The following is a 19,923-nucleotide window of genomic DNA, read 5'->3' as shown; positions in this document are numbered from 1 at the left end:
CCATGACCCGCGACACGGCGGCCACGCCCCGTCAGAAGCTCCCCTACCTGGGCATCTTCGGCCTCATGCTCGGCATTTTCCTGGCCACGCTCGACGGACAGATCGTCAGCATCGCGCTGCCGACCATCGTCGGCGACCTCGGCGGCCTCGAACACTTCTCCTGGTCCGTCACGTCCTACATGCTCACCATGGCCGCCGCCACCCCCATCTGGGGCAAGCTCGGCGACCTCAAGGGCCGCAAGGGCGCGTACCTGTGGTCCGTGGTGCTGTTCCTGGCGGGCACGGTCCTGTGCGGGCTCGCCCAGGACATGGGACAGCTCATCGCCTTCCGCGCCGTCCAGGGCCTCGGCGCCGGCGGCCTCATGGTCGGCGCGCTGTCCGTCATCGGCGTCCTGGTCCCCGCACAGGAGCGCGGCCGCGTCCAGTCGATGGTCGGCGTGATGCTGCCGGTCGCCTTCGTCGGCGGGCCGCTGCTCGGCGGGTTCATCACCGACGCCCTGGACTGGCGCTGGGTCTTCTATGTCAACGTGCCCTTCGGCGTCCTCGCGCTCGTCGCGGTCGGCAAGGGCGTCCGGCTGCCGAAGGAACGCGCCGGCGGCCGGATCGACTACCCCGGTACGGCCCTGCTGACCTCGGCCATCCTGGCACTCACCCTGCTGGCCAGCTGGGCGGGCACCCGCTACGACTGGGGATCACCGCAGATCGTGGCGCTCGGCGTGGTCGCGGCCGTGGCCCTCGCCGCCTTCGTGCGCGTCGAGCGGCACGCGGCGGAACCCGTCATCCCGCCGCGGCTGTTCCGCAGCCGGGACTTCGCCCTCGCCCAGACGCTCAGCTTCCTGGTCGGCGCCGTGCTGATCTCGGTCGTCAACTACCTGCCCCAGTACATGCAGTTCGTACAGGGTTCCTCCTCCACCGTCAGCGGTCTGCAGATCCTTCCCCTGATGCTGGGCATGCTCGCCGCCCAGCTGACCGTCGGGCGGCTGATGGACCGGGGCGGACTGGACCGCGTGGTTCCGATCACCGGGGGCGCTGTCACCGTCGCCGGCGCCGTGCTGCTGCTCCTGCTCGGCACGGACACCCCGGTGTTCGCCGCCTCGGCCCTCACCCTGGTGCTGGGCACCGGCGTCGGCATGCTGATGCAGAGCACACTTCTCACCACCATGAACACCGCGCCGCCACGTGACATGGGGGCCGCCACCGGCACGGTGACCCTGCTGCGCACCATCGGCGGCTCGCTCGGTGTCGCCGCGCTCGGCGCCGTGCACATCGGCCGGATGACGGGCGAGCTGAGGGACAAGCTCGGGGCGCGGTCCGCCCAACGGCTCACCTCCGGCGGCGAGTTGACTCCCGAGTCGCTCGACAGGATGCCCGCGCGGCCGCGTGGCGTCGTTCAGGAGGCCTTCACCAGTGGACTGCACGGCGTCCTCGTCGGCGCCGCACTGCTCTCCGCGGCGGCCTTCCTCCTCGCATGGTTCGTCCGCGGCACCCCGCCCCCCAAGTCCCCGGCGCCCGCCCCGGATCCGGAACCCACCCAGATCCCGGCGCCGACCACGGACTGACCCGACCGGCCCGACCGCCCGACTGACCCGGCCGACCCCGCCTGATCGCCCTTCCCCGTTGTCCGGCCACCTTCCCGTCAGGCGCTTTCCGCGCCCCGACCGAAAGCAGACTCCGCAGATGTCGAACAGCTCCGCCGAACGCGCCAAGGAACTTCTGCTGCGCCCTTTTTCCCTGGGCGGCCTCACCCTCGCCAACCGGATCGTCATGGCTCCCATGACCCGCGAATTCTCGCCAAACGGCGTTCCGGGGCCGGACGTTGCCGCCTATTACGCGCGGCGGGCGGCGGGCGGTGCCGGCCTGATCATCACCGAGGGGACGTACATCGGCCACGACTCGGCCGGTTCCAGTGACCGAGTCCCCCGTATACACGGCGAAGCGGCCCTGGCGGGCTGGGCCGACGTGACCGACGAGGTGCACCGCGCGGGCGGCAAGATCCTCTCGCAGCTGTGGCACGTGGGCCTGGACCGCAAGGCCGGCGCCCCGCCGGTGCCCGAGGCCCCGAGCATCGGCCCCTCCGGCATCGCCGTCGACGGCACCCCGTACGGGCGGGCCATGACGCAGGCCGACATCGACGCCGTCGTCGCGGCCTACGCCGCGGCCGCCGCGGCCGCCGAGCGGACCGGCTTCGACGGCATCGAGGTGCACGCGGCGCACGGCTACCTCATCGACCAGTTCCTCTGGGAACAGACCAACCGCCGTACCGACGCGTACGGCGGTGACCTGGTCGCCCGTACGAAGTTCGCCGCCGAGATCGTCGCCGCCTGCCGCGCGGCGGTGGCCCGGGACTTCCCGATCAGCTTCCGGTTCTCGCAGTGGAAGGTGGGCGCCTATCAAGCCAGGATCGCCCGGTCGCCACAGGAACTGGAGGCCCTGCTCGCCCCGTTGGCCGACGCCGGCGTCGACGCCTTCCACTGCTCCACCCGCCGCTTCCACCTGGCCGAGTTCGAGGGCTCCGACCTGAACCTCGCCGGCTGGACGAAGAAGGTCTCCGGCAAGCCCACGATCAGCGTCGGATCGGTCGGCCTGGACAACGAGTTCATCGACGTGTTCCAGGGGAAGCCGGGCTTGGTCACCGGCATCGACGGACTGCTCGACCGGATGGAGCGGGACGAGTTCGACCTGGTCGCCGTCGGACGCGCGCTGCTCGGCGACCCCGAGTGGATCACGAAGGTCCTGGACGGCCGGACCGAGGAGCTGGAGTCCTTCCACGTGGGCCTGCTGGCCACCCTCCACTGACGCCACGTGCCTACAGCAATTCCATCCGAAACGAAAGGCGGCGCCTCTCGCGCCAATAATCCGCGAATCAACAATCAAGCACGGCCATCATGGCCGAATATGCACCGCCGATATTGCCCCGTGCGCCCTGGATGCTTCACCAACCTCATTTTCGATGCGCTGTCAATAGTAATGTTTGACTTTTCATCGAGCGGTTTGTAGGCTTCTGGAAGCGCGACTAGATCCGCTTATCTGGGATAAACATGGGGGAGTATCGGATGAGCCATCAGTCCACCACATTTCTCGAACCTCCGATGTCGGAGCATCTGCCCAGTCACCGCGCGCCGACGCAGTCGCGCCCAGCCAGTCGCAACGCCCAGCAGCATCCGCCCATACAGGCCTTACCGCAGTCGACGCCCCGCAAGGCCCGTGCGGCCCTGCGGGTCCTGGTCGTGCAGAGCGGCGGGCCGGCCACCGAGTCCCTGGTGCTGAGTCTGCTCCGGCACGGCTACCAGGCCATCAGCGTGGACACCGGCAGCGAGGCGCTGCGGAAGTACCGGGAGGCGGATGTCCTCCTCCTCGACCTCGACCTGCCTGACCTCGACGGCATCGAGATCTGCCGCTCCGTGCGGGCCGCGTCCGGCATCGGTGCCATCGTCGTCACGGCACGCGACACGGAGCTCGACCGCGTCCTCAGCCTCAAGGCAGGAGCGGACGACTATGTGATCAAGCCATACAGCCTGCCCGAGCTGATGGCCCGTATCGAAGCTGTCATGCGCAGGGTCCGCCCGCTGCCGCTGACCAGTGAGGTGATCACCAGCGGCCCTCTGCGGATCGATGCCCGCACGCGCGAGATCCGTCTCGACGACCAGCCCGTCGACGTGACCCGCAAGGAGTTCGATCTGCTTTATCTGCTGGCCTCCAGGCCCGAAAGCGTCATTTCCCGCGAGCAAATCATGACGCTCGTCTGGGGCGATTCACGGTCCCGCCCCGGCCGTACGATCGACACGCACGTGAGCAGCCTGCGGAGCAAGCTCGGATCGAGCAACTGGATCATCACGGCCCGCGGTGTCGGTTTTCGATTCGGGCATGCGTGAATTTTGAGTATGCGCGAAGATTCGGCTATGCGTGAAGGGGACAGGTCAATTTCCGGTAACGCGGAACCCTGTATTTGTGAGCGTTTCCGGTTCGTTGAATTCATGACCGTAGCGGAGTCCGGATCCCGCTGATCCCCGCACCAGCACATGGCTGAGCCCGCGCCCCTCGGGGGGCGCGGGCTCAGCCATGTGCTGGCTAGGACCGTGCGCGCCGAACCGCCTCGATGCCGGCGACCGTCGCGACGCCCACCATCAGATGCATGACCGTGAGGGCGGCCGCCGTGCCGCCGTCGGTGTCGCTGGTGAGCGGACCGAGGGCCGTCAGCACGGCGAGCGCGCCGGCCACGATCTGCGCCACGCGCAGGAGCACCGGTTTCCACCGGGCCGCCAGCGCGGCGACCGTGACACCCAGCGCCGTCGGCACCACCGACGCGAAGACGACGCCGCCCGCGATGATGTCGTCCGCCCTTCCGTTGAGCTCGATCGTCAGGGAGGCTCCCGCGCCGTCGGCGACGAACAGGATGATGAGATTGACGGTCATCGCCACGACGGCACTGCCCACTGCGGCCTGCCACACGGGCAGCCCCCGGCGTCCGCGAGCGGTGGTGTGAGGCGCGATGCCGCTGGGGTTGCTGCTGGTCATGAAGGGGCCCTCCGGTAGGGGGTGTTGGGGGATCAGGACGGGTTGAGCGAGAGGCCGTGCCGGAAGACGTTGCGCGGGTCGTAGGTGTCCTTGACCCGCTGCAGCCGGGGGTAGTTGTCCTTGTAGAGGATCGTGTAGAAGGGCACCCCCGTGGTGTTCTGGTACGGGTCCCTGATCTCCACGTCGGGGTAGTTGATGTACCCGCCGTCCTGCTGGTCGTTGGGGACCGGGAAACCGCCGGTGGAGGCGTGGACGCCCTTGCGGAGCGTTCTGATCCACTCGATCTCGGCCGCGTCGGACGACGCCTCGGACCAGTTGGTCGAGTACCAGAGCTTGAAGACGGAGTCCCGCTGGGCCACGGCGGTCGCCGACGACGACACGGTGTTGATCTTGCAGCCGTACGCCGCGAGATACACCAGCCCGGCGCCGGTGGAGTGCTTCGGATCCGTCAACGAGCGGTAGACGACGCCGATCTGGGCCTCGGTCAGCGGCTTGCGCAGATGCCCGCCGATGGACTTGTGCCGGCTGTAGGCGCCGAACGCGGGCGTCGGCTCGGTGGCGGCCTCCACCCACGGCATCTCCTTCGTGTCCGTCGTGGGCGTGACCCCGACACCGGCCGACAGCGCGACCACATAGGCGTCGAACAGCCGCGGTGTGTCGGGGAGCGTCGCATCCATCCGGACTTCGAGCGTGAACGTCCCCACCAGCGACGAGTGCAGCTGGAAGGAGCTGTGCAGGGTGGCGTACGGCGAGGTGGGCCCGCTGTTGGCCGCGTGCCAGGCACCGTGGTTGAGCAGCAGCCTTGTGAAGCGGGCCTCCGTCATGTCCGCCCACGACCAGGTCACCAGGGACTTACGCACCCGGGCGGGCGGCTTGGGGAGCAGTGCGGCCGGGCTCCCGGACGTACCGGGTGTACGGAACCAGAACTTGGTCACGATGCCGAACTGGCCGCCGCCGCCTCCGGTGTGCGCCCACCACAGGTCGCGGTGCGGGTCGCCGCGCCGGCTGGTGGCGACGATCGTACGGGCCGCTCCGTCGCGTCCGGCGACCACGACCTCGACGGCGTAGAGATGGTCGACCGAGAGTCCGTAGCGCCGGGACAGGGGGCCGTAGCCGCCGCCGGAGACATGCCCGCCGACACCGACCTCGGGGCAGACTCCGCCCGGCAGGGTCACCCCCCATCCCTCGTACAGCGCCTTGTACACCTCGCCGAGCCGGGCGCCGGACTCGACGGCGAAGGCGTTCATCTCTCTGTCGAAGGAGATCGCCTTCATCTCCGAGGTGTCGACCAGGAGCCGGAACCGCGGGTCGTCCACCAGGCCGTCGAAGCAGTGACCACCGCTGCGGACGGTGATCCGCTGGTTGTCGCGGATCGCCTGGTTGACCGCCTTCTCCACCTGGGAGGCGCTGTGCACCAGCCAGATCTCGTCGGGGCTGCTGACGAAGCGGCTGTTGTAGCCGCGCCCCGCCAGCGCCGCGTAGCGCGTGTCACCGGGCCTGACGATCTCCGCCGGCGGCACCGCCGCGGCGCCGGAGGTACCGCCGTAGGCGGCGGGCACCACGGCGGACAGCCCCGTCGCGGTGCCCGCCGCAACGATGGAGGAGCCCAGGAACGTGCGGCGCGAAACCATGTCGAGCACTCACCTTTTCTCAAAGTCCGGGGAACGGCTGAAACTGTCGCCAGCCAAGCAGCGGCGCCGGGCCGCCCGTGCGCAGTTGACATGGATCTGTCGAAGCCCCGTACGAAAGTTGATCCTCCGGCAGAAACCCACAAAAACCGCCACCCGATGGCTCGGGTGGCGGGCGGGTGGAGAAAGGTGAGGGGAGGGGGCGTGGTCAGCCGCGCAGCGCGGAGGTGAAGATCCTCGGCAGCGCGGACCAGCGGGGTGCGCGGCGAAGCCGGTGAGGGGACGGCCCGTGGTGGCCGCGGTGCGGTTGGCCGGGGTCACGCTCTGTGGCGGGGTTCCTGAGGGTGGCGCAGGCTATGACGGCGCAGGGCGTCATCTGACGACGCCGCTCCGCGGATCTGGCATTTCCGGCTCGCACAGATGCGGCCGCACCCCCTCCTGACGCTCATCGTGGGTGGGGGTACGGCGGCACCTGGCCAAGTGGCGGGAACGGCTCACTGCGCAGTCCCCAGCTGCCAACGCACCGGCTCCCGCAGCACGCTCCGGGCGCCCGTGAAGTCCGCGAGGCGCGCAGCCACCGTCGCGACCGCCAGCCTCTGGGGCAGCGCGGCGGAGAACTTCAGGCCGTTGACCGCACGAGGGTCGACGTCCGGGAGGACGAGGAACTCCGCGTCGACAGCGGATGTGTGGTGGATGTGCCACATGGCCGGGGTCAGATCCTCCCGCAGACGCACGAAGCAGTCCGTCGGACGTTGTACCGGGTCGGTGATCGGCGAAAGGGTTGCCGTGAGGGTCGCGTTGGCCCGATAGCCGGCCCAGGTCCACCAGCGGACATCCGTTCCGGACCGGGTCACCAGCGTCCCGCCGGGGTGGACCATGTGCGGGGCCTCCTGCGAGCGCCATTCGGCGAGGCACGCCTCCGCCCTGCGCGTGAGGGGTACGGGCGGTTCCGCTCCCAGCAGTACGTCGCGCATCGCGCGCACGAGCGCGAACGAGAGCCCCGCCGGCGAGCCACCCGTCCACTTGGCCACGCCTCCGCTGTCGACGGGCTCGACGAACACCCGTTTGCGTCCCCAGTCGATGAACGTCACCTGCCAACTGCGCCCGGCGAGCAGCAGGCGCCGGGGCCCGGGACGTTCCTCCGTCAGGACCGTCGGGTCCATCCGGCCGATCTCGCTGCGGCCGGACAGGACGGTGAACTGGGGAGGCGCGGTGAAGGAGGCGGTCAGTCCCATGAAGTGGCGGCGGCCGAAACGGCGCTCGGCGGCCTCCCCGATGAAAAGCTGGCCGCTGTCGGTGTCGAGGAAGCCCTCGGAGACCAAGTGCCGCAGGACGGGGGCCGCCGAACGGTTGAAAGGTGCAAGGCCGTTCCACTGGTCGGCCCACAACTGATCCCCGAGTTTGTGCTGTTGGAGCGTCACGGCCAGCAATTGCTGAGCCACCAGATGCCGTGGCTCGGGCGGCGCCGTCACCGGCTCCACCCAGCCGCGTCCCCACAGCAGCAGAAGACCCGCAGCCTGGAGGAAGGTGTCCTTGGTGGTGGCCAGGAACAGGCAGTTGCGAGTCGAGCCGGGGCGTCTGCCGGTCCGCCCGATGCGTTGGAGGAACGACGCCACAGTGGCGGGCGCATCGATCTGGATGACGCGGTCCAGGTCGCCCACGTCGATGCCCAGCTCCAACGTGGACGTCGAGACGATGACGCAGTCGCGCGCCTCCGCGAAGGCCTGCTCCGAGCGCGCCCGTTCGTCCGCCGACAGGGAGGCGTGCGACAGGAACACCGTCACCTCTCGTTCGCGCAGCGCCGCGCCCAGTTGCTCGACCTGCACCCGCGAATCGCAGAACACCAACCGCTTCTCGCCCTTGTGCAGGGCTGCGATCACCTTGGCGGCGTTGCCGAGCGAGCCGACGTAGTCGAGTTCCACGGCGCCGGGTGGGTGCCCCGCGGTGGCGTCGGCAGGTACGGCGGAGGGTTCGGGCGCGACGACCGTGCCCGGGCGCTGTCCCGCCCCGGAGCCCTGGAGCCAGGTGAGCAGGTGTCGTGGGTTGCCCACGGTTGCCGAGAGGCCGACTCGCTGGATGGGGCGCCCCACCACCCTTTGCAGACGTTCCAGTACGGCCAACAGGTGCCAGCCGCGGTCGTCGCCGGCGAAGGCGTGTACCTCGTCGACCACGACCGCCCGTACCTGACCGAGCAGGTGGGCGTGGTCGGTCTTCACACCGATGAGCATCGCTTCCAGCGACTCGGGCGTCGTGAGCAGAATGTCCGGGGGCTCGGTGCGGATGCGCCGCCGCTGGGACTCCTTGGTGTCCCCGTGCCACAGGGCCGCCCGGCGCCCCAGCCACTGTGCGTAGGTGTCGATGCGTGGGACGAGGTTGTTGAGCAGTGCCTTGAGGGGGCACAGGTACAGGACCGACGTGCCGGACCAGCGGTGCTGGGACATGGCCGACAGGAGCGGCAGGCAGGCCGCCTCGGTTTTTCCGCCCGCGGTGGGGGCGAGCAGCACGGCGTCCTCACCGTCCATCAGCGGCGCGATCGCGGCTCGCTGGAGGGGGCGCAGGTCGGGCCATCCCAGGGTGTTCACGACGTGGTGAAGGACGACCGGGTCCAGGCGGTCCACCGGGTCCAGACGGTCCACCGGGTCCAGGCGGTCCACCGGGTCCAGGCGGTCGACGGGTTCCTCCCCGATCGGCCGCGGCGCTGCGGCGCTGTCGTCTGTTCCGTCCGCGCTCATACGTCCAGCTCGATCTCGTCGGCCGCATCGGCTGTGGCGAAATTCCTTTCCACGTCAGTGAGTTCGCCGCTGCTCACGGTCAGTCTGTAGTGCTTCCTCGGGTCGAAGTCGGCGAACTGGTCGACGCGGTCGAGGACGTCGCCGACGAGCTTCTTGAGGAACAGCCGTGGCGCCACCCCGGCCTTTCCGCCGAGTGCACCCCCGACCGCCCGGGCCAGATCGGCCACGTATGCGTCGTCGGCGAGGGATGTGATCCGCTCGGGCGCGTCGGCACCGGCCGCGTACAGGTCACGGATGGTCACGCCCAGGCCGGTGAGGGACTCCTGAGTGAAGCCCGGCAGGCGCAGCTGCACGGCGCGCGGATTGTCGAACCGGGGGTCGGTGGAGAAATCCGTGGCCAGCCGCTGGGCGAGCGGGGCGAGCCGCTGGACGCCCTGCTGACCGTCGTAGAAAGCGGGCGTGCCGGTGATGACCAGGTACAGGCCGGGGAAGCGGCCGGAGTGCACCTCGTCGATGAGCTGGCGCAGGGCGTTGAGCGCCTTGTCGCGGGCGTCCGAGCGGACCCGCTGGAGGGTCTCGACCTCGTCCAGGACGACGAAGAGCCCCCGGTGTCCGGAGTCCCGCAACACGGTGAGCAGGCCCTGGAGGAAGCCGAGGGCGCCGAAGTGGTCCAGGTCGCCGCGCACTCCGACGGACCGCCGGGCCGACGCGGCCACGTGCGGCTGGCCGCCGAGCCACGCCAGTACGGCCGAGGCGGTCGCCTCGTCGCCCTGCGCGAGCGCGGTGCGGTAGCCGCGCAGGGCGGTGGCGAAGGCCGGTGCCTGCCGCGAGACCTCCGCCAGGCGGGCGGTCAGCAGCCGGTCGGCCTCCTCCGCCAGGTCGTCCTCGCCCGCCCCGGCCGCGAGGGCGTCCTCCTCCAGCGCGTAGAACCAGGCGTCCACGACGGGCCTGAGCGCGCTCGGCGGGAAGCCGGCGGTGGCGAGGCGCTCGGTCAGCCGTCGGTAGACGGTCTCCAGCCGGTGGAGCGGGGTTTCCGTCTCCGAGATCTGGATCTCCGAGACGGCCATGCCCAGACGCTTGGCGCGCTCCCCGAGCCAGCGGGTGAAGAACGTCTTACCGGATCCGTACTCGCCCCGCACCGCCTTGAACACCGAGGACCCGGAGGCGACCGCCTGCAACTCGGCGTCCAGCGCGGACTCGAACCGGTCGAGTCCGGTGGCGAGCAGATCGAGCCCGCTCTCGGGAACGGCCCCGCGGCGCAGCGCGTCGATGACCGCGCGCCGACGTGCCGCGGAGGCGGGAGAGGCCGTGGAAGGTCTGGTCGTGCTCACCGCCCCAGTCTCTCACCCCCCGTGTGACGGGAATGCGGGGTCGCCGACGTGCCTCGTCACGAGGTCAACTCGGTCCGGGACGTGGATCGTTGTGTGGGACACGCACGCTTGTTTCTGACCGCGCGGGGCGCGGGCGCCGGCACCAGGGCCCCGCACTTGCGACGTGCGGGGCCTGAGGCGAACCGGGCGTCGGATTGCTGTGACGTCCCTGGGACCGAGGCCGGCACGGCATCCCGCTTCGGGGATGCCGTGGCAGTGGGTCAGCCGAGCCCGAACTGCTCCCGCAGCAGCCCCGGATGCAGCCGCACGGTGCGCCCGTCCGGCAGCGTCTCCAGCACCTGTACGCCGTCGTAGTTGAGCAGCTGGCGGAGCACCGCGGCGAAGCCGTCCGCCCGCGTCGCCGGATATCCGGCGCGTTGCGCCAGCGCCGTCACGGGCAGGGTGCCGCCGGCATCGAGCAGCGCGGTGACCGCCTTCTGGAACTTGACCATCTCCCGTTCTGGCGGCTTGCGCGCCAGCAGCTCGGCCTGGCTGTGCAGCGCGTCCGAGGCGAAGAGGCGCGTGACGAGGGAGTCGGCCGGCGCCGCCTGTTCCGCGGCGGCCGGGGCGGGAGAGGGCGCGCTCGGCACCTGGGAGTCGTCGAAGAGGGAGTCGTGCGTCTCGGCGATCTCCGCCTGTGCCTTGATGGCCTGCTTCGACCGGGTCGGCCTCTTCGCGGGTGCCGCGCGCTCCGGGCGGGCGGCGACCGGCACGGCGGCCCTCTCGTCCAGGTGCCACCAGGACGGCCGCTGGTCGCCCAGTTCCCGCCATTCCTTCGGCGGTGTGGCGCCGAACGGCAGGAAGGCCAGGACCGGGATGGCGAACTCGGCGAGGGAGGCGCCGCCGTGGTAACCCGCCTTGAGTGCCGTGTAGCGGGAGTCGGCGTCCCACAGGGCGACGATCGACGCGCCGGGCTCCGGCCACACCACCCGGGGGCCGGTGAGCTCGACCTCGGAGGGCCCGAGCGGTCCGCCGGGTGCGCGGTGCCGGGCGGAGCCGGGCGCCACCGCCTCGGCCTTCGCGCCGTGCCGGTCCACGACGTGGCCGTGGTCGCTGGTGACGAGGACGGCCATGCCCTCCTCGACGGCGACCCGCAGCAGGTCCGGCAGACCCGGGATGTGCTCGGGCAGCCAGGTGCCGTCGCCGAGCTTCTGCTCCTTCGCCAGCCGGTCGTCGATGGCGTTGAGGACCACGGCGACATGCGTACGGCCGTCGGTGAGCGCATCGGTCAGGGCCGGGCCGAAGGTCTCCCCGGCGCTGGCGGCCCGCAGGTCGTCCTTGTGGAACACGGCCGCCGGTGCCCCGCCCCACAGCTTCAGCGTGGGCAACAGCCGCTTCTCGTCCGCCTGCGAGCCCTTCATCAGGGCGCCGGTCAGCAGCGCGGTGCGGGACACGGCCGTGAGGGTGGGCAGGGCGGCGGCCATGGACCGGCGGCGCGGCTCGCCGTCCGGCAGTGGGTCGAACTCCGCCCAGGAGGCGCGCAGTTCCTCGGCCAGCTCGCTCGCGATGGCCGCGCTCATCCCGTCCAGCACGAGGAGCAGCACGCGCCGGTCGCCGCCCGCGCGCACGACGGGCTTCACGGCCCGGTCGAGGAAGGTCTCCACCGTGAGCATGGAGCCGGGCTGCGTGCCCGCCGCCGTCCAGGTGGCCAGGGCGCGGGCGAAATGACGGTCGATCTCGTGCCGCCGCTCGCGCACGCGCGCGGCGAGCGCGTCGTAGGCGGACTTCAGTACGGCGTCGGGGTCGCCGCCCGCCTCGATGTGCTCCAGCGCCTGGTCGACCCAGCCGGTCTCGGCGATCTGGCGCTCTAGGGCAGCCGCGACCGTCTCGCAGGCGACGGCCGGGTCACCGGCGAGCCACTCGGCCAGCCGCCTGCCCATGCGGGCTCGCTCGATGCGGGCGCGGGCGTCGGGGCCGTCGGCACGCTTGTGGTCGCCCAGCGCGCGGACGGCCTCCGCCACGGCGTCGAGTCTGCCGGACCTCAGGGCGTGCCCCACGGCGGTGAACCGCGCCTCCAGACCCGCGGGCAGCAGAGGGCTGGTCCGCCCGGCCGCCTCGGCACCGAACTGCCGCACCAGAGCCGCGGCGCGCTCCAGCACGGTGTCGCTGACCCGGCGCGCCTCACGCGCGTCCTCCGAGGCCGCGTCGGAACCCGTGCGGCGGGCCGCAGTGGCGAGCAGGGTGCCGACGTACTCCTCGCAGGCCCGCGCGAACACGGAGGCCAGGGAATCGAGTTGCTCGCCGGTCGCCGGCGGCTGTTCCCCGAACCAGCGCTCGGCGCGGCCCCGCGCCCGGTAGGCGTCGGCGTCGGCGGGCGTGTGCAGCCACAGCGCGCCGCAGACCAGCCCGAAGGCGACCGCGTCCACGCCGTGCTCGGCCTCCACCAGGGCGAGCAGCGCCCGGCCGGTGAGGCCGGCCTGGTCCTCCTCACCGAGGAACTCGGCCAGCCCCGCGCGTTCCGGACCGCGCAGTTCGAGCAGCAGCTCGGGACCGCCAGGCGTGAGGGACCACCGCAGCAGGGAGTGCGGGTCGAGCGTCCCACCCGCCGGAGCACCCACTCGCGCACCCGCCGCGGCGCCCGGCGAACGGTCCGCGTCGGTGCCGTACCCGCCCAGCCGCAGCCGCCGCATCGCCAGCGCGGACAGGGCGGTACGCCGGGACAGGATGCCCCCGGCGAGCGATGGCCAGCCGCCCGGCGGAGTCGCGTCGAGCAGGGCCTCGGCGGCCCAGTTGGCGTCCCGGAGCCGCTGGTCGACCTGCCTGGCCCCGAACGCCTCGCGGACCACGTCCCAGCTGTCCAGGCTGTTGATGCGCTGCTTGTGGACGCGGGCCAGGACCGCCGGGTCCAGCTCGCTCTGCTCCCGGTCGGTCAGCACCACCAGGACGGCCGGACCGGTCCCGCCGCCGGACCGCGCCGGCCGCCCGGCGAGATGGTCCAGGACCAGTTCGTGCACGGCCAGCGGGGACGGGGCAGCGGCGATACGGGCGGTGTGCCCGTCGCCCCACACCGGATCAGCCGGCCCGTCCCACACAGGCTCGGAGCGCAGCAGGACCACCCGCCGCTTGTCGCCGTCCCGGAGGGAGGCGGCCAGCGACGTCTGGGACGACAGGTACTGCGTGACGGTCGCGAGGTTCAGCCGGATGGCGATCGGCCCGGCCGCCTCGGCAGCGGTGACGGTGGTGCTCATCAGTCGACGACCCGCCAGGTGATCTCGATCGTGGCGCCCGGCTCCTGCGCTGCCAACTCGGCCAGTTCAGCCTGGAGTTCGGCGGCGGCACGCGCTGCCGTCGTACGACCGCCGCCGGACCGGCGGGTCCGGCCGGTACCGGACGCACCCGCCGCCGGGGACAGTTGCACGGGGATCTCGGGCACCGGCGGGTGGCTGGTGTCCGTGGACAGCGACACGTCCCCCGGGCCGGGCCGCGGCGGGGCGGGCGGCACCGGCTGGGCGGCGGCCCGGTTCCGCTTCACCAGGGCGAGGACCTCGCGCTGGGTGCGGGGCAGGGCCTCGTGCAGCGGGTAGGTCCGCTGGTCGCTCTGCGCCACGTTCCGCAGCGAGTCCAGCAGGGCGAGCCCCTCGGGCCCTTCGTTCGACGCCAGTTCCAGCGTCGTCCAGGACGCCGAGTCCAGCGCCTGCGCCACCGTCCGGGCCTGCTTGACGGACGTGCCGTAGCGGTCGGCGGTGACCTGCCCCAGGCCGAACGACGCCAGCGCCTCCACCGTCTTCTTCGCACCGGCCGCGCCCTGCCCGGCCGCCTGCGTCAGCGCCTTCAGCAGGTCGACGGAGCGCCGCGCGAGGGCGAGGCGGCCCGTCTCGTCGGTCTCGTCCAGCCGCAGGAAACCGGCGTGCGTCTCCAACTGCCGTACGAGATCGGCGGCCGCGTCCTGGTAGGTGCGGGCGAGGTCGACGATCTGGCGGGCGAACTGGTTGACGATCCGGCCACGGCGCAGCGTGGGCGCCTTCTCCCCGAAGATCGCCTCGAACCGCTGCCGGGCCGCCTCCCAGTCCTCCTCGGACGGCAGCGGCTGGCTGCGCAGCGCGTCGTGGTCCTTGATCTGCGTCAGCTCGGGCGCCGGGTCGAGCGGCATACCGCCGCGCACCCACACCCGGTCGTCCATCTCCGCGAACGACGCGACGACGAGCCGGGCGAGGAAGTCGGGCAGGCCACGCGGGTTCGGCTGGTCCGTCCAGTCGGTCAGCGTGATCAGGCTCAGGTCGCCGGTGATGCCACGCTCGCGCGCCAGCTTGCGGAAGTGGTCGGCCCAGTACAGCGACAGCTCGAAGTAGGCCTCCTTCTGCTGCCCCAGTCGCAGCGGCCCGGCGACCCGCTGCATCAACTTCCGGTCCGGACCGGGCACTTCGGTGCGCCCGTCGCGGGCCTCGGCGGCGTCCCGTACGTGGCTGAACACCTTGCGGGCGTCGGCCGGCTTCATCGTCCACTCGGGGTCGTCGGCGGCCAGGTCCGGATGGTCGGGGTACTGGCTCGCCAGCAACCTGCGCGCGATGTGCCGCAGTCCCTCGTGCATCGAGTGCCCGAAGGACAGCGTGAGCCCGTCGACCTCGCGCAGCGACTGCAGGTGGTCAAAGAAGCCCAGCTCGACGTCGGACTCCTTCTTGTCGGCGAGGCCGTACGCCTGCTTGAAGGCGGCCTTGACGTTCCTGAGCAGCGACTCCCGCTGGGTCTCCAACAGGCCCTTCGCGCGGGCCCGGTTGTCGGCGTTGAGGTGGCCGGCGTACTGGCCGTTGAACCGCTGGTCGTCGTCGAGCGCCTTGTCGATGACGACCAGCCGCCGGAAGTCCGCGTACCGCTGCGCGGACAGGTGCGCGGGCAGCCACGCGACGGTCCGCGACCGCTCGCCCTGCTGCCGCTCCCGCAGCCGCCGCATCCGGTCGACGTCCTCGGCGGTCCCGTACTCGCTCTCGTCGTACGGCAGGTCGATGACGATCCGCCACAGCCCCTCCTCCTGGGGCGTCAGGTCGTGGTCGGGCAGCTCGTCCTCGTCGGCGACATTCCCGAACACGACCTCGGCACTGCGCTGGGTGCCCCGCCACACGAAGTCGAGGTGGGTCGACAACTGCCCTTGCTCAACGCCCAGTTCCTCAGCCAGCAGCCGCTTGGCCAGCGCCTGCCGGTTGGCCGGGTTGTCGTTGACCTGGGCGTTGGCGATGACGGAGTCGACGTCCACGCCGGACAGTTCGAGCCGCACGCCCGGGTTGGCGTCGGTGCCGGTCTCCTTGATCTCCGGGAACCGGCCCGCCCACTCGGCGATCTTGTTCTTCAGGATGCCGTACTCGCGCCCCGGAATCGGGGCGACGACAGAGCCGTAGTTGAGCGCGGACAGCCGCCGGACGGTGAGGTCGGAAAGCGCGGGCACGCTCGGCGCCAGCGCGGACAGAAGCAGCGTGCCGACGATGCGGTTGTCGCCGACGAAGCTCTTCACCCGGCCGCGCAGTTCGGGGTCGGTGATGCTGTCGGGGCCGCGGTGCGTGTACTGCTCGACGTCCTCCTCGGACACGTTGTACGTGGCGAGCAGGTACGGGCGCAGCTTGGTCCGGTACAACTTGTCGGCGGCCTCGAAGACGACCTTCAGGCTGTCGGTGAACGGCTTGTCGCCCCCGGCGGTGATCAGCGGGTACAGATCTCCCACGGGGATGAGGTCCCCGAGCCGCAGCTCGTCCCGGTGGTCGGCGAGCAGCTGGCCCATGAGCTTCATACCGGTCCGGTTCCGCTGGAGCGCCGACGACACGTGCACAAGGGTGTCCATGAACGCGGGCGAGAAGGGGTACGTCAGCCGGAAGCTCTCCTCGTCCGCCCCGACCCCGTCGGTGCCCCGATCGGACCCCAGCAGCGTGTCCCACACCTCCTGGCGGACCTTGCGGGTCTTCTCGAACTCGGTGTTGATCTGCGTGGCCGCCTCGGGGCTCTTGGCCTGGAGCAGACGGGCGTGGGCGATCTGCGGAAGGTTGCGGTCCTCCAGCGTGATCTTGTCGAACCGCCCGGAGGCCTGGCTGAGGGTGTCCTGAATGGAAGCCTCGGCGGCACCGGACAACTCCTCACCCACCAACTCACGCAGATCACGCTGCCGGGCGATGAACGACACGACCGGAATGGCCCGGCGCGCGTCGGCCCCCTCCACAAAGTTCGTGATCTTCCCGGCCTCGCGCCCCACGAACTTCTGGTCGTGAATGAGGGTGGCCAGCCAGAGGATCAGCTCGTCGAGGAAGAGGATCAGCCCGTCGTAGCCCAACTCCTTGGCGTGTGCCGCGATCACGGACAGACCGGCGTCGAGCGAGATGAACCCGTGCTCGTTCTCGGCGGCGTTCTTGGCGAAGCCGGGCAGGAGATTGGTGCTCGCGTCCTGGACGAGACGCGCGCGCAGCTCGGCCGGGGTGGACGGGCTGACGAGGTTCAGCGCCTGCCCGGACTCGTGGATCTCCTCGGCGGCCAGGGCGGTGTCGAGGAGGGCAGGGGCCCACGCGAAGGACTCGCCCCACTCGTCGTCCTCGGCGTCGGCGTCCGCCCCGTCGGGGGACGCGAGCCCGTTGACGATGAACTCGTCGCCGTGACGGGCCCGCAGCGCACGGATGTCCTCGAAGAGCGCGTCGGTCCGGTACACCTGCGGGGTGGGCGCGTCGGGGTGCAGCTTCTTGACATGGGAGACGTATCCACCGAGGACCCGCTGCTCCATCGCCTTCGCGCCGAGCATGTGGTACGGCACGAGCAGGAACCTCTTCCCGTCCGTGGTGAGCCACTCGTGCTTGGTGAACAGCGGGTCGAAGGCCTGCTCGGCACGGGCGGCCGACCTGCCGCTGAGCAGTGCGTGCAGCACGGCCATGAAGTGCGACTTACCGGAGCCGAACGAGCCGTGCAGGTAGGCCGCCTTGGAGGCGTGCCCGTCGAGAGCCGTCTTGATGAGCCCCAGCGCCTCGTCGAAGTTCTCCAGCAGCCGCTCGGTGACCACATAGTCCTTGAGCGCGCGTTCGGCGCCTTCGGGGGTCGTCGCCTCGGAGAGCTGGAGCACGAAGTCCGAGGTCGAGATGGACTCCTTGATGTCGATGACATCGCGGAGCAGGGGCGGCTGCTGGGCCTGGGCCATCGGGGTCTCGTTCTCCTTCTGTGGTGGCCGACGGGGCGCTGTCCCAGCATGTCATCCGCCGCGGACAACCAGTGAGGGCCGCGACCTCTCCATTACCAGAGCGAGCGCACGATCCTTTCCCTGAGTCCGGAGATGTACGGCGGCTCGGGGGTGACACCGCTGGACCCGCGCGGTTGACACAGTGCAGCGGTCGTGGGCCTCACGCGTGATCTCGGCGACGACCGGCTGTCGCTCCTCGGTCACCGGGAGGTCGCCCGTGCCGCGCGGATCTCGGCGACTGCCGCGGCGACAGCGGTGTCGAACCCGGGGTCCTGACGGGCGACGATCCGGCCGCGGAACTCCTCCACCAGCCTGACTGCACCGGAGAGGTCGGCGGGGTCGGCGGGGTTGATCTCACGGGCGAGTTCGGCCTCGAAGTCGTCGGCGTCGCCCGGGAAGCCGTAACCCATGACGAGGGCGGCCCGGAGTTCGCCGATGGTGCGCATGGGGGGAAGGTGAGGCGGTTCGGGGGCTGCCGGTGCGTGGTCACGGCGACGGTGGCTCCTTCTTCGCGGTGTCGGTTTCACGGTATGTGGGGCGTGACGCGGTGTTCTCCTGATCTGCCGCCCCGCCTCCGTTCAGGCAAGGGTCTGCCGACTGCGCGCGTTCGCCTCGGCCAGGCGGGCACGGAGCAGTTCCGCCGGGGTGAGCGGCCGGACGGCCGCCGGGTCGGCGTCCCATTCCCGGCCGCCGGAGAGGGGGCGGAGCTGGAGGTACGGGCCCTCGTGCCCCATGACGATGCCGATGCGGTCACGGGTTGTGTCGCGGACGGCGGTGCCGGGTGGGGGCGGGGTGCCGGTTTCGGGAGTGGGGGTGGGAGTGGTGGGGTGCGGGGTGTTCATCAAGCAGCGCCCCTCGCGATGACGGCGGCGAGGGCGAGGGCTACGGGGGCCGAGCAGACGCCGAGGTGGACGAGGGCGTAGCGGGCGCTGGGCGGAGTGTGGTGGTCGCCTGGTGCGGTCTCCTGCGCCGCCTCCTCCGGGTCGTCGGGGAGAGCGTCGCCATACGGGGTGCGGATGTCCATCGCGGGGAGCTGGATGCCGGCGTGGGTGAGGGCGGTGGCGAGGGCGTCGCGGGCGGCGAGCGCTTCCTGAAGCTTGGGCGTGGGCTTGCGGTCCTTGGCGTGGTTCGGGTGCGGCATGGGTTGTCGTCCTTCCGGGAGGGTGGGGTGGATTCGCGAATCGGCCTTTGCCTGGGTGATCGGTGAATTACCGTGCGTAGTGGGCGCATTACGAGAATGCCGCCGGAGTGGGTCGGGACGTGCCGTGGACGCGGTCGAGTTCCTCGTGGGACGGCGCACGTTCCACAACTTCCACAGGGGCGGCTGTGGGCGCGTGGGCACGGGTTATGTGTGAGTACGGGTACGAAGGGCTTACGGGCCGGTCCGGGACGGTCGGTGACCGGGAGCCCTGGAGGGGAGTCACGTTGCCGCAGCGACGCGTCGTCACGGGCCGCAGTCAGGAGCCGCGCCAACGGTTCGCCGAGGAGTTACGGCAGTTGCGGGCAGGCAAGGGCGACAGCCTGCGGCAGCTCGGGGAACGGCTGGGGTGGGACTGGTCGTTGTTCGGGAAGATGGAGAAGGGGGAGACGCTGGGCGGTCCGGAGGTTGTCCAGGCGTTGGACCAGTACTTCGGGACGCCGGGGATGCTGCTCGCGCTGTGGGAGTTGGCGCGTGGCGACCATACGCAGTTCCGTGAGCAGTATCGGCGCTACATGGCGCTGGAGGCGGAGGCCACCAGCTTGTGGCACTTTGCAGTGAGCGTTCTGCCGGGCTTGCTTCAGACTCCGGGGTACGCACGGGAACTGCTGGCGGCGGGCGGTCTCAAGGGTGACGAACTGGAGCAGCAGGTCGAGGCGCGCATGGGGCGGCGGGAACTGTTGACGGGGGAGGAGTCGCCACCGTTCCGGTCGATCATTTCGGAAGCGGTCCTGCGGTCGCCGCTGCGTGATGCGGGGGAATGGCGCAAGCAACTGGAGCATCTGCTGGCGATGGCGGAGCGGGAGGACTTGACGGTTCACGTCCTGCCGCTGAGCGTTGGACCGCATGGCTTGATGAACGCCACCGTCATGTTCCTGCGCTTGCTGGACGGACGTACGGTGGCATACATGGAGAACGGCTACCGGGGCGAACTGATCGAGGAAAACGGCCCGGTTGATCGCTTGCAGCGTGCGTACGATGCAGTGCGCGACCTGGCGTTGCCCCCCGCCGAGTCGCGGAAGTTCGTCCTGCGCCTGTTGGAGGAAACACCGTGCGATCCCTCGACCTGACCTTCGCTACTTGGCGCAAGAGCAGCTACAGCAACCAGGACGGCGGCGAGTGCGTGGAGGTTTCCGACGACTTCGTTACCGCCGTCCCTGTGCGCGACAGTAAGAACCCGCACGGGCCGGTGATCACGTTCGCCGCTGATGGCTGGTTCTCGTTCGTAACGGCCGTGAGGCGTGGCGAGTTGGGCGCCTGACCCGCGCGTCCAAGGAGTCGAGACGTTACGACGGCCCCGTACCCACCAGCGTGGTGGATACGGGGCCGCCGCCGTTCTCGT

General features: G+C 70.8%; 14 protein-coding genes. 5 read left to right on the top strand and 9 right to left on the bottom strand.

The window, feature by feature from the left end:
* Window positions 1-2 precede the first annotated feature (2 nt).
* From C4B68_RS09565 to C4B68_RS09555, 3 genes are all read left to right on the top strand, one after another.
* On the top strand, window positions 3-1,559 hold the full coding sequence (locus C4B68_RS09565) for an MDR family MFS transporter (RefSeq protein WP_240634271.1): 1,557 nt from the start codon (window positions 3-5) through the stop codon (window positions 1,557-1,559).
* A 118-nt stretch (window positions 1,560-1,677) separates the two neighbouring features.
* The gene (locus C4B68_RS09560; protein WP_099498951.1) at window positions 1,678-2,796 is read left to right on the top strand and encodes an NADH:flavin oxidoreductase; all 1,119 of its coding nucleotides are present in this window, start codon (window positions 1,678-1,680) and stop codon (window positions 2,794-2,796) included.
* Between the two features lie 257 nt (window positions 2,797-3,053).
* Window positions 3,054-3,872, top strand: coding sequence for a response regulator transcription factor (locus C4B68_RS09555; RefSeq protein WP_099498950.1), 819 nt, complete (start codon window positions 3,054-3,056; stop codon window positions 3,870-3,872).
* A gap of 196 nt (window positions 3,873-4,068) precedes the next feature.
* Here the strand turns inward: C4B68_RS09555 and C4B68_RS09550 are convergent, their stop codons facing one another.
* The 9 genes from C4B68_RS09550 to C4B68_RS09510 all read right to left on the bottom strand — a co-directional run bounded on the left by C4B68_RS09550 (window position 4,069) and on the right by C4B68_RS09510 (window position 18,524).
* Window positions 4,069-4,515, bottom strand: coding sequence for a DUF6069 family protein (locus C4B68_RS09550; RefSeq protein ID WP_099498949.1), 447 nt, complete (start codon window positions 4,513-4,515; stop codon window positions 4,069-4,071).
* Window positions 4,516-4,547: 32 nt separating this feature from the next.
* Entirely contained in the window at window positions 4,548-6,146 is a 1,599-nt protein-coding gene (locus C4B68_RS09545) for an FAD-binding oxidoreductase (RefSeq protein WP_099498948.1), read from the bottom strand.
* A gap of 491 nt (window positions 6,147-6,637) precedes the next feature.
* The gene (locus tag C4B68_RS09540; RefSeq protein ID WP_099498947.1) at window positions 6,638-8,875 is read right to left on the bottom strand and encodes a DEAD/DEAH box helicase; all 2,238 of its coding nucleotides are present in this window, start codon (window positions 8,873-8,875) and stop codon (window positions 6,638-6,640) included.
* A complete protein-coding gene (gene brxD, locus C4B68_RS09535; protein ID WP_099498946.1) occupies window positions 8,872-10,206 on the bottom strand; it encodes a BREX system ATP-binding protein BrxD in 1,335 nt (444 codons plus the stop codon). The genes C4B68_RS09540 and brxD overlap by 4 nt, the downstream gene beginning before the upstream one ends.
* A 260-nt stretch (window positions 10,207-10,466) precedes the next feature.
* Window positions 10,467-13,433, bottom strand: a complete 2,967-nt coding sequence (pglZ, locus tag C4B68_RS09530) for a BREX-2 system phosphatase PglZ (RefSeq protein WP_099498945.1) — start codon at window positions 13,431-13,433, stop codon at window positions 10,467-10,469.
* Window positions 13,433-17,344: a BREX-2 system ATPase PglY gene (gene pglY / locus C4B68_RS09525; protein ID WP_099498944.1), complete on the bottom strand. Its 3,912-nt coding sequence runs from the start codon at window positions 17,342-17,344 to the stop codon at window positions 13,433-13,435. Before pglY ends, pglZ begins: the two co-directional genes overlap by 1 nt.
* 239 nt (window positions 17,345-17,583) lie before the next feature.
* On the bottom strand, window positions 17,584-17,829 hold the full coding sequence (locus C4B68_RS09520; protein WP_104879969.1) for a hypothetical protein: 246 nt from the start codon (window positions 17,827-17,829) through the stop codon (window positions 17,584-17,586).
* Between the two features lie 132 nt (window positions 17,830-17,961).
* The gene (locus tag C4B68_RS09515; RefSeq protein WP_104879968.1) at window positions 17,962-18,225 is read right to left on the bottom strand and encodes a hypothetical protein; all 264 of its coding nucleotides are present in this window, start codon (window positions 18,223-18,225) and stop codon (window positions 17,962-17,964) included.
* Entirely contained in the window at window positions 18,225-18,524 is a 300-nt protein-coding gene (locus C4B68_RS09510; protein WP_099498943.1) for a hypothetical protein, read from the bottom strand. Before C4B68_RS09510 ends, C4B68_RS09515 begins: the two co-directional genes overlap by 1 nt.
* A gap of 284 nt (window positions 18,525-18,808) precedes the next feature.
* Between C4B68_RS09510 and C4B68_RS09505 the strand changes: the two genes are divergently transcribed.
* Entirely contained in the window at window positions 18,809-19,651 is an 843-nt protein-coding gene (locus C4B68_RS09505; RefSeq protein WP_099499053.1) for a helix-turn-helix domain-containing protein, read from the top strand.
* Window positions 19,633-19,842 carry a DUF397 domain-containing protein gene (locus tag C4B68_RS09500; protein WP_099498942.1) on the top strand — a complete coding sequence of 70 codons (210 nt, stop codon included), beginning with the start codon at window positions 19,633-19,635 and terminating at the stop codon, window positions 19,840-19,842. The genes C4B68_RS09505 and C4B68_RS09500 overlap by 19 nt, the downstream gene beginning before the upstream one ends.
* Window positions 19,843-19,923 lie beyond the last annotated feature (81 nt).

This window comes from Streptomyces dengpaensis (genome assembly GCF_002946835.1).
In the GTDB taxonomy this organism is placed as follows: domain Bacteria; phylum Actinomycetota; class Actinomycetes; order Streptomycetales; family Streptomycetaceae; genus Streptomyces; species Streptomyces dengpaensis.
Note: the sequence above shows the minus strand (reverse complement) of the source record. Positions and strands in the feature narration are given on the sequence as shown.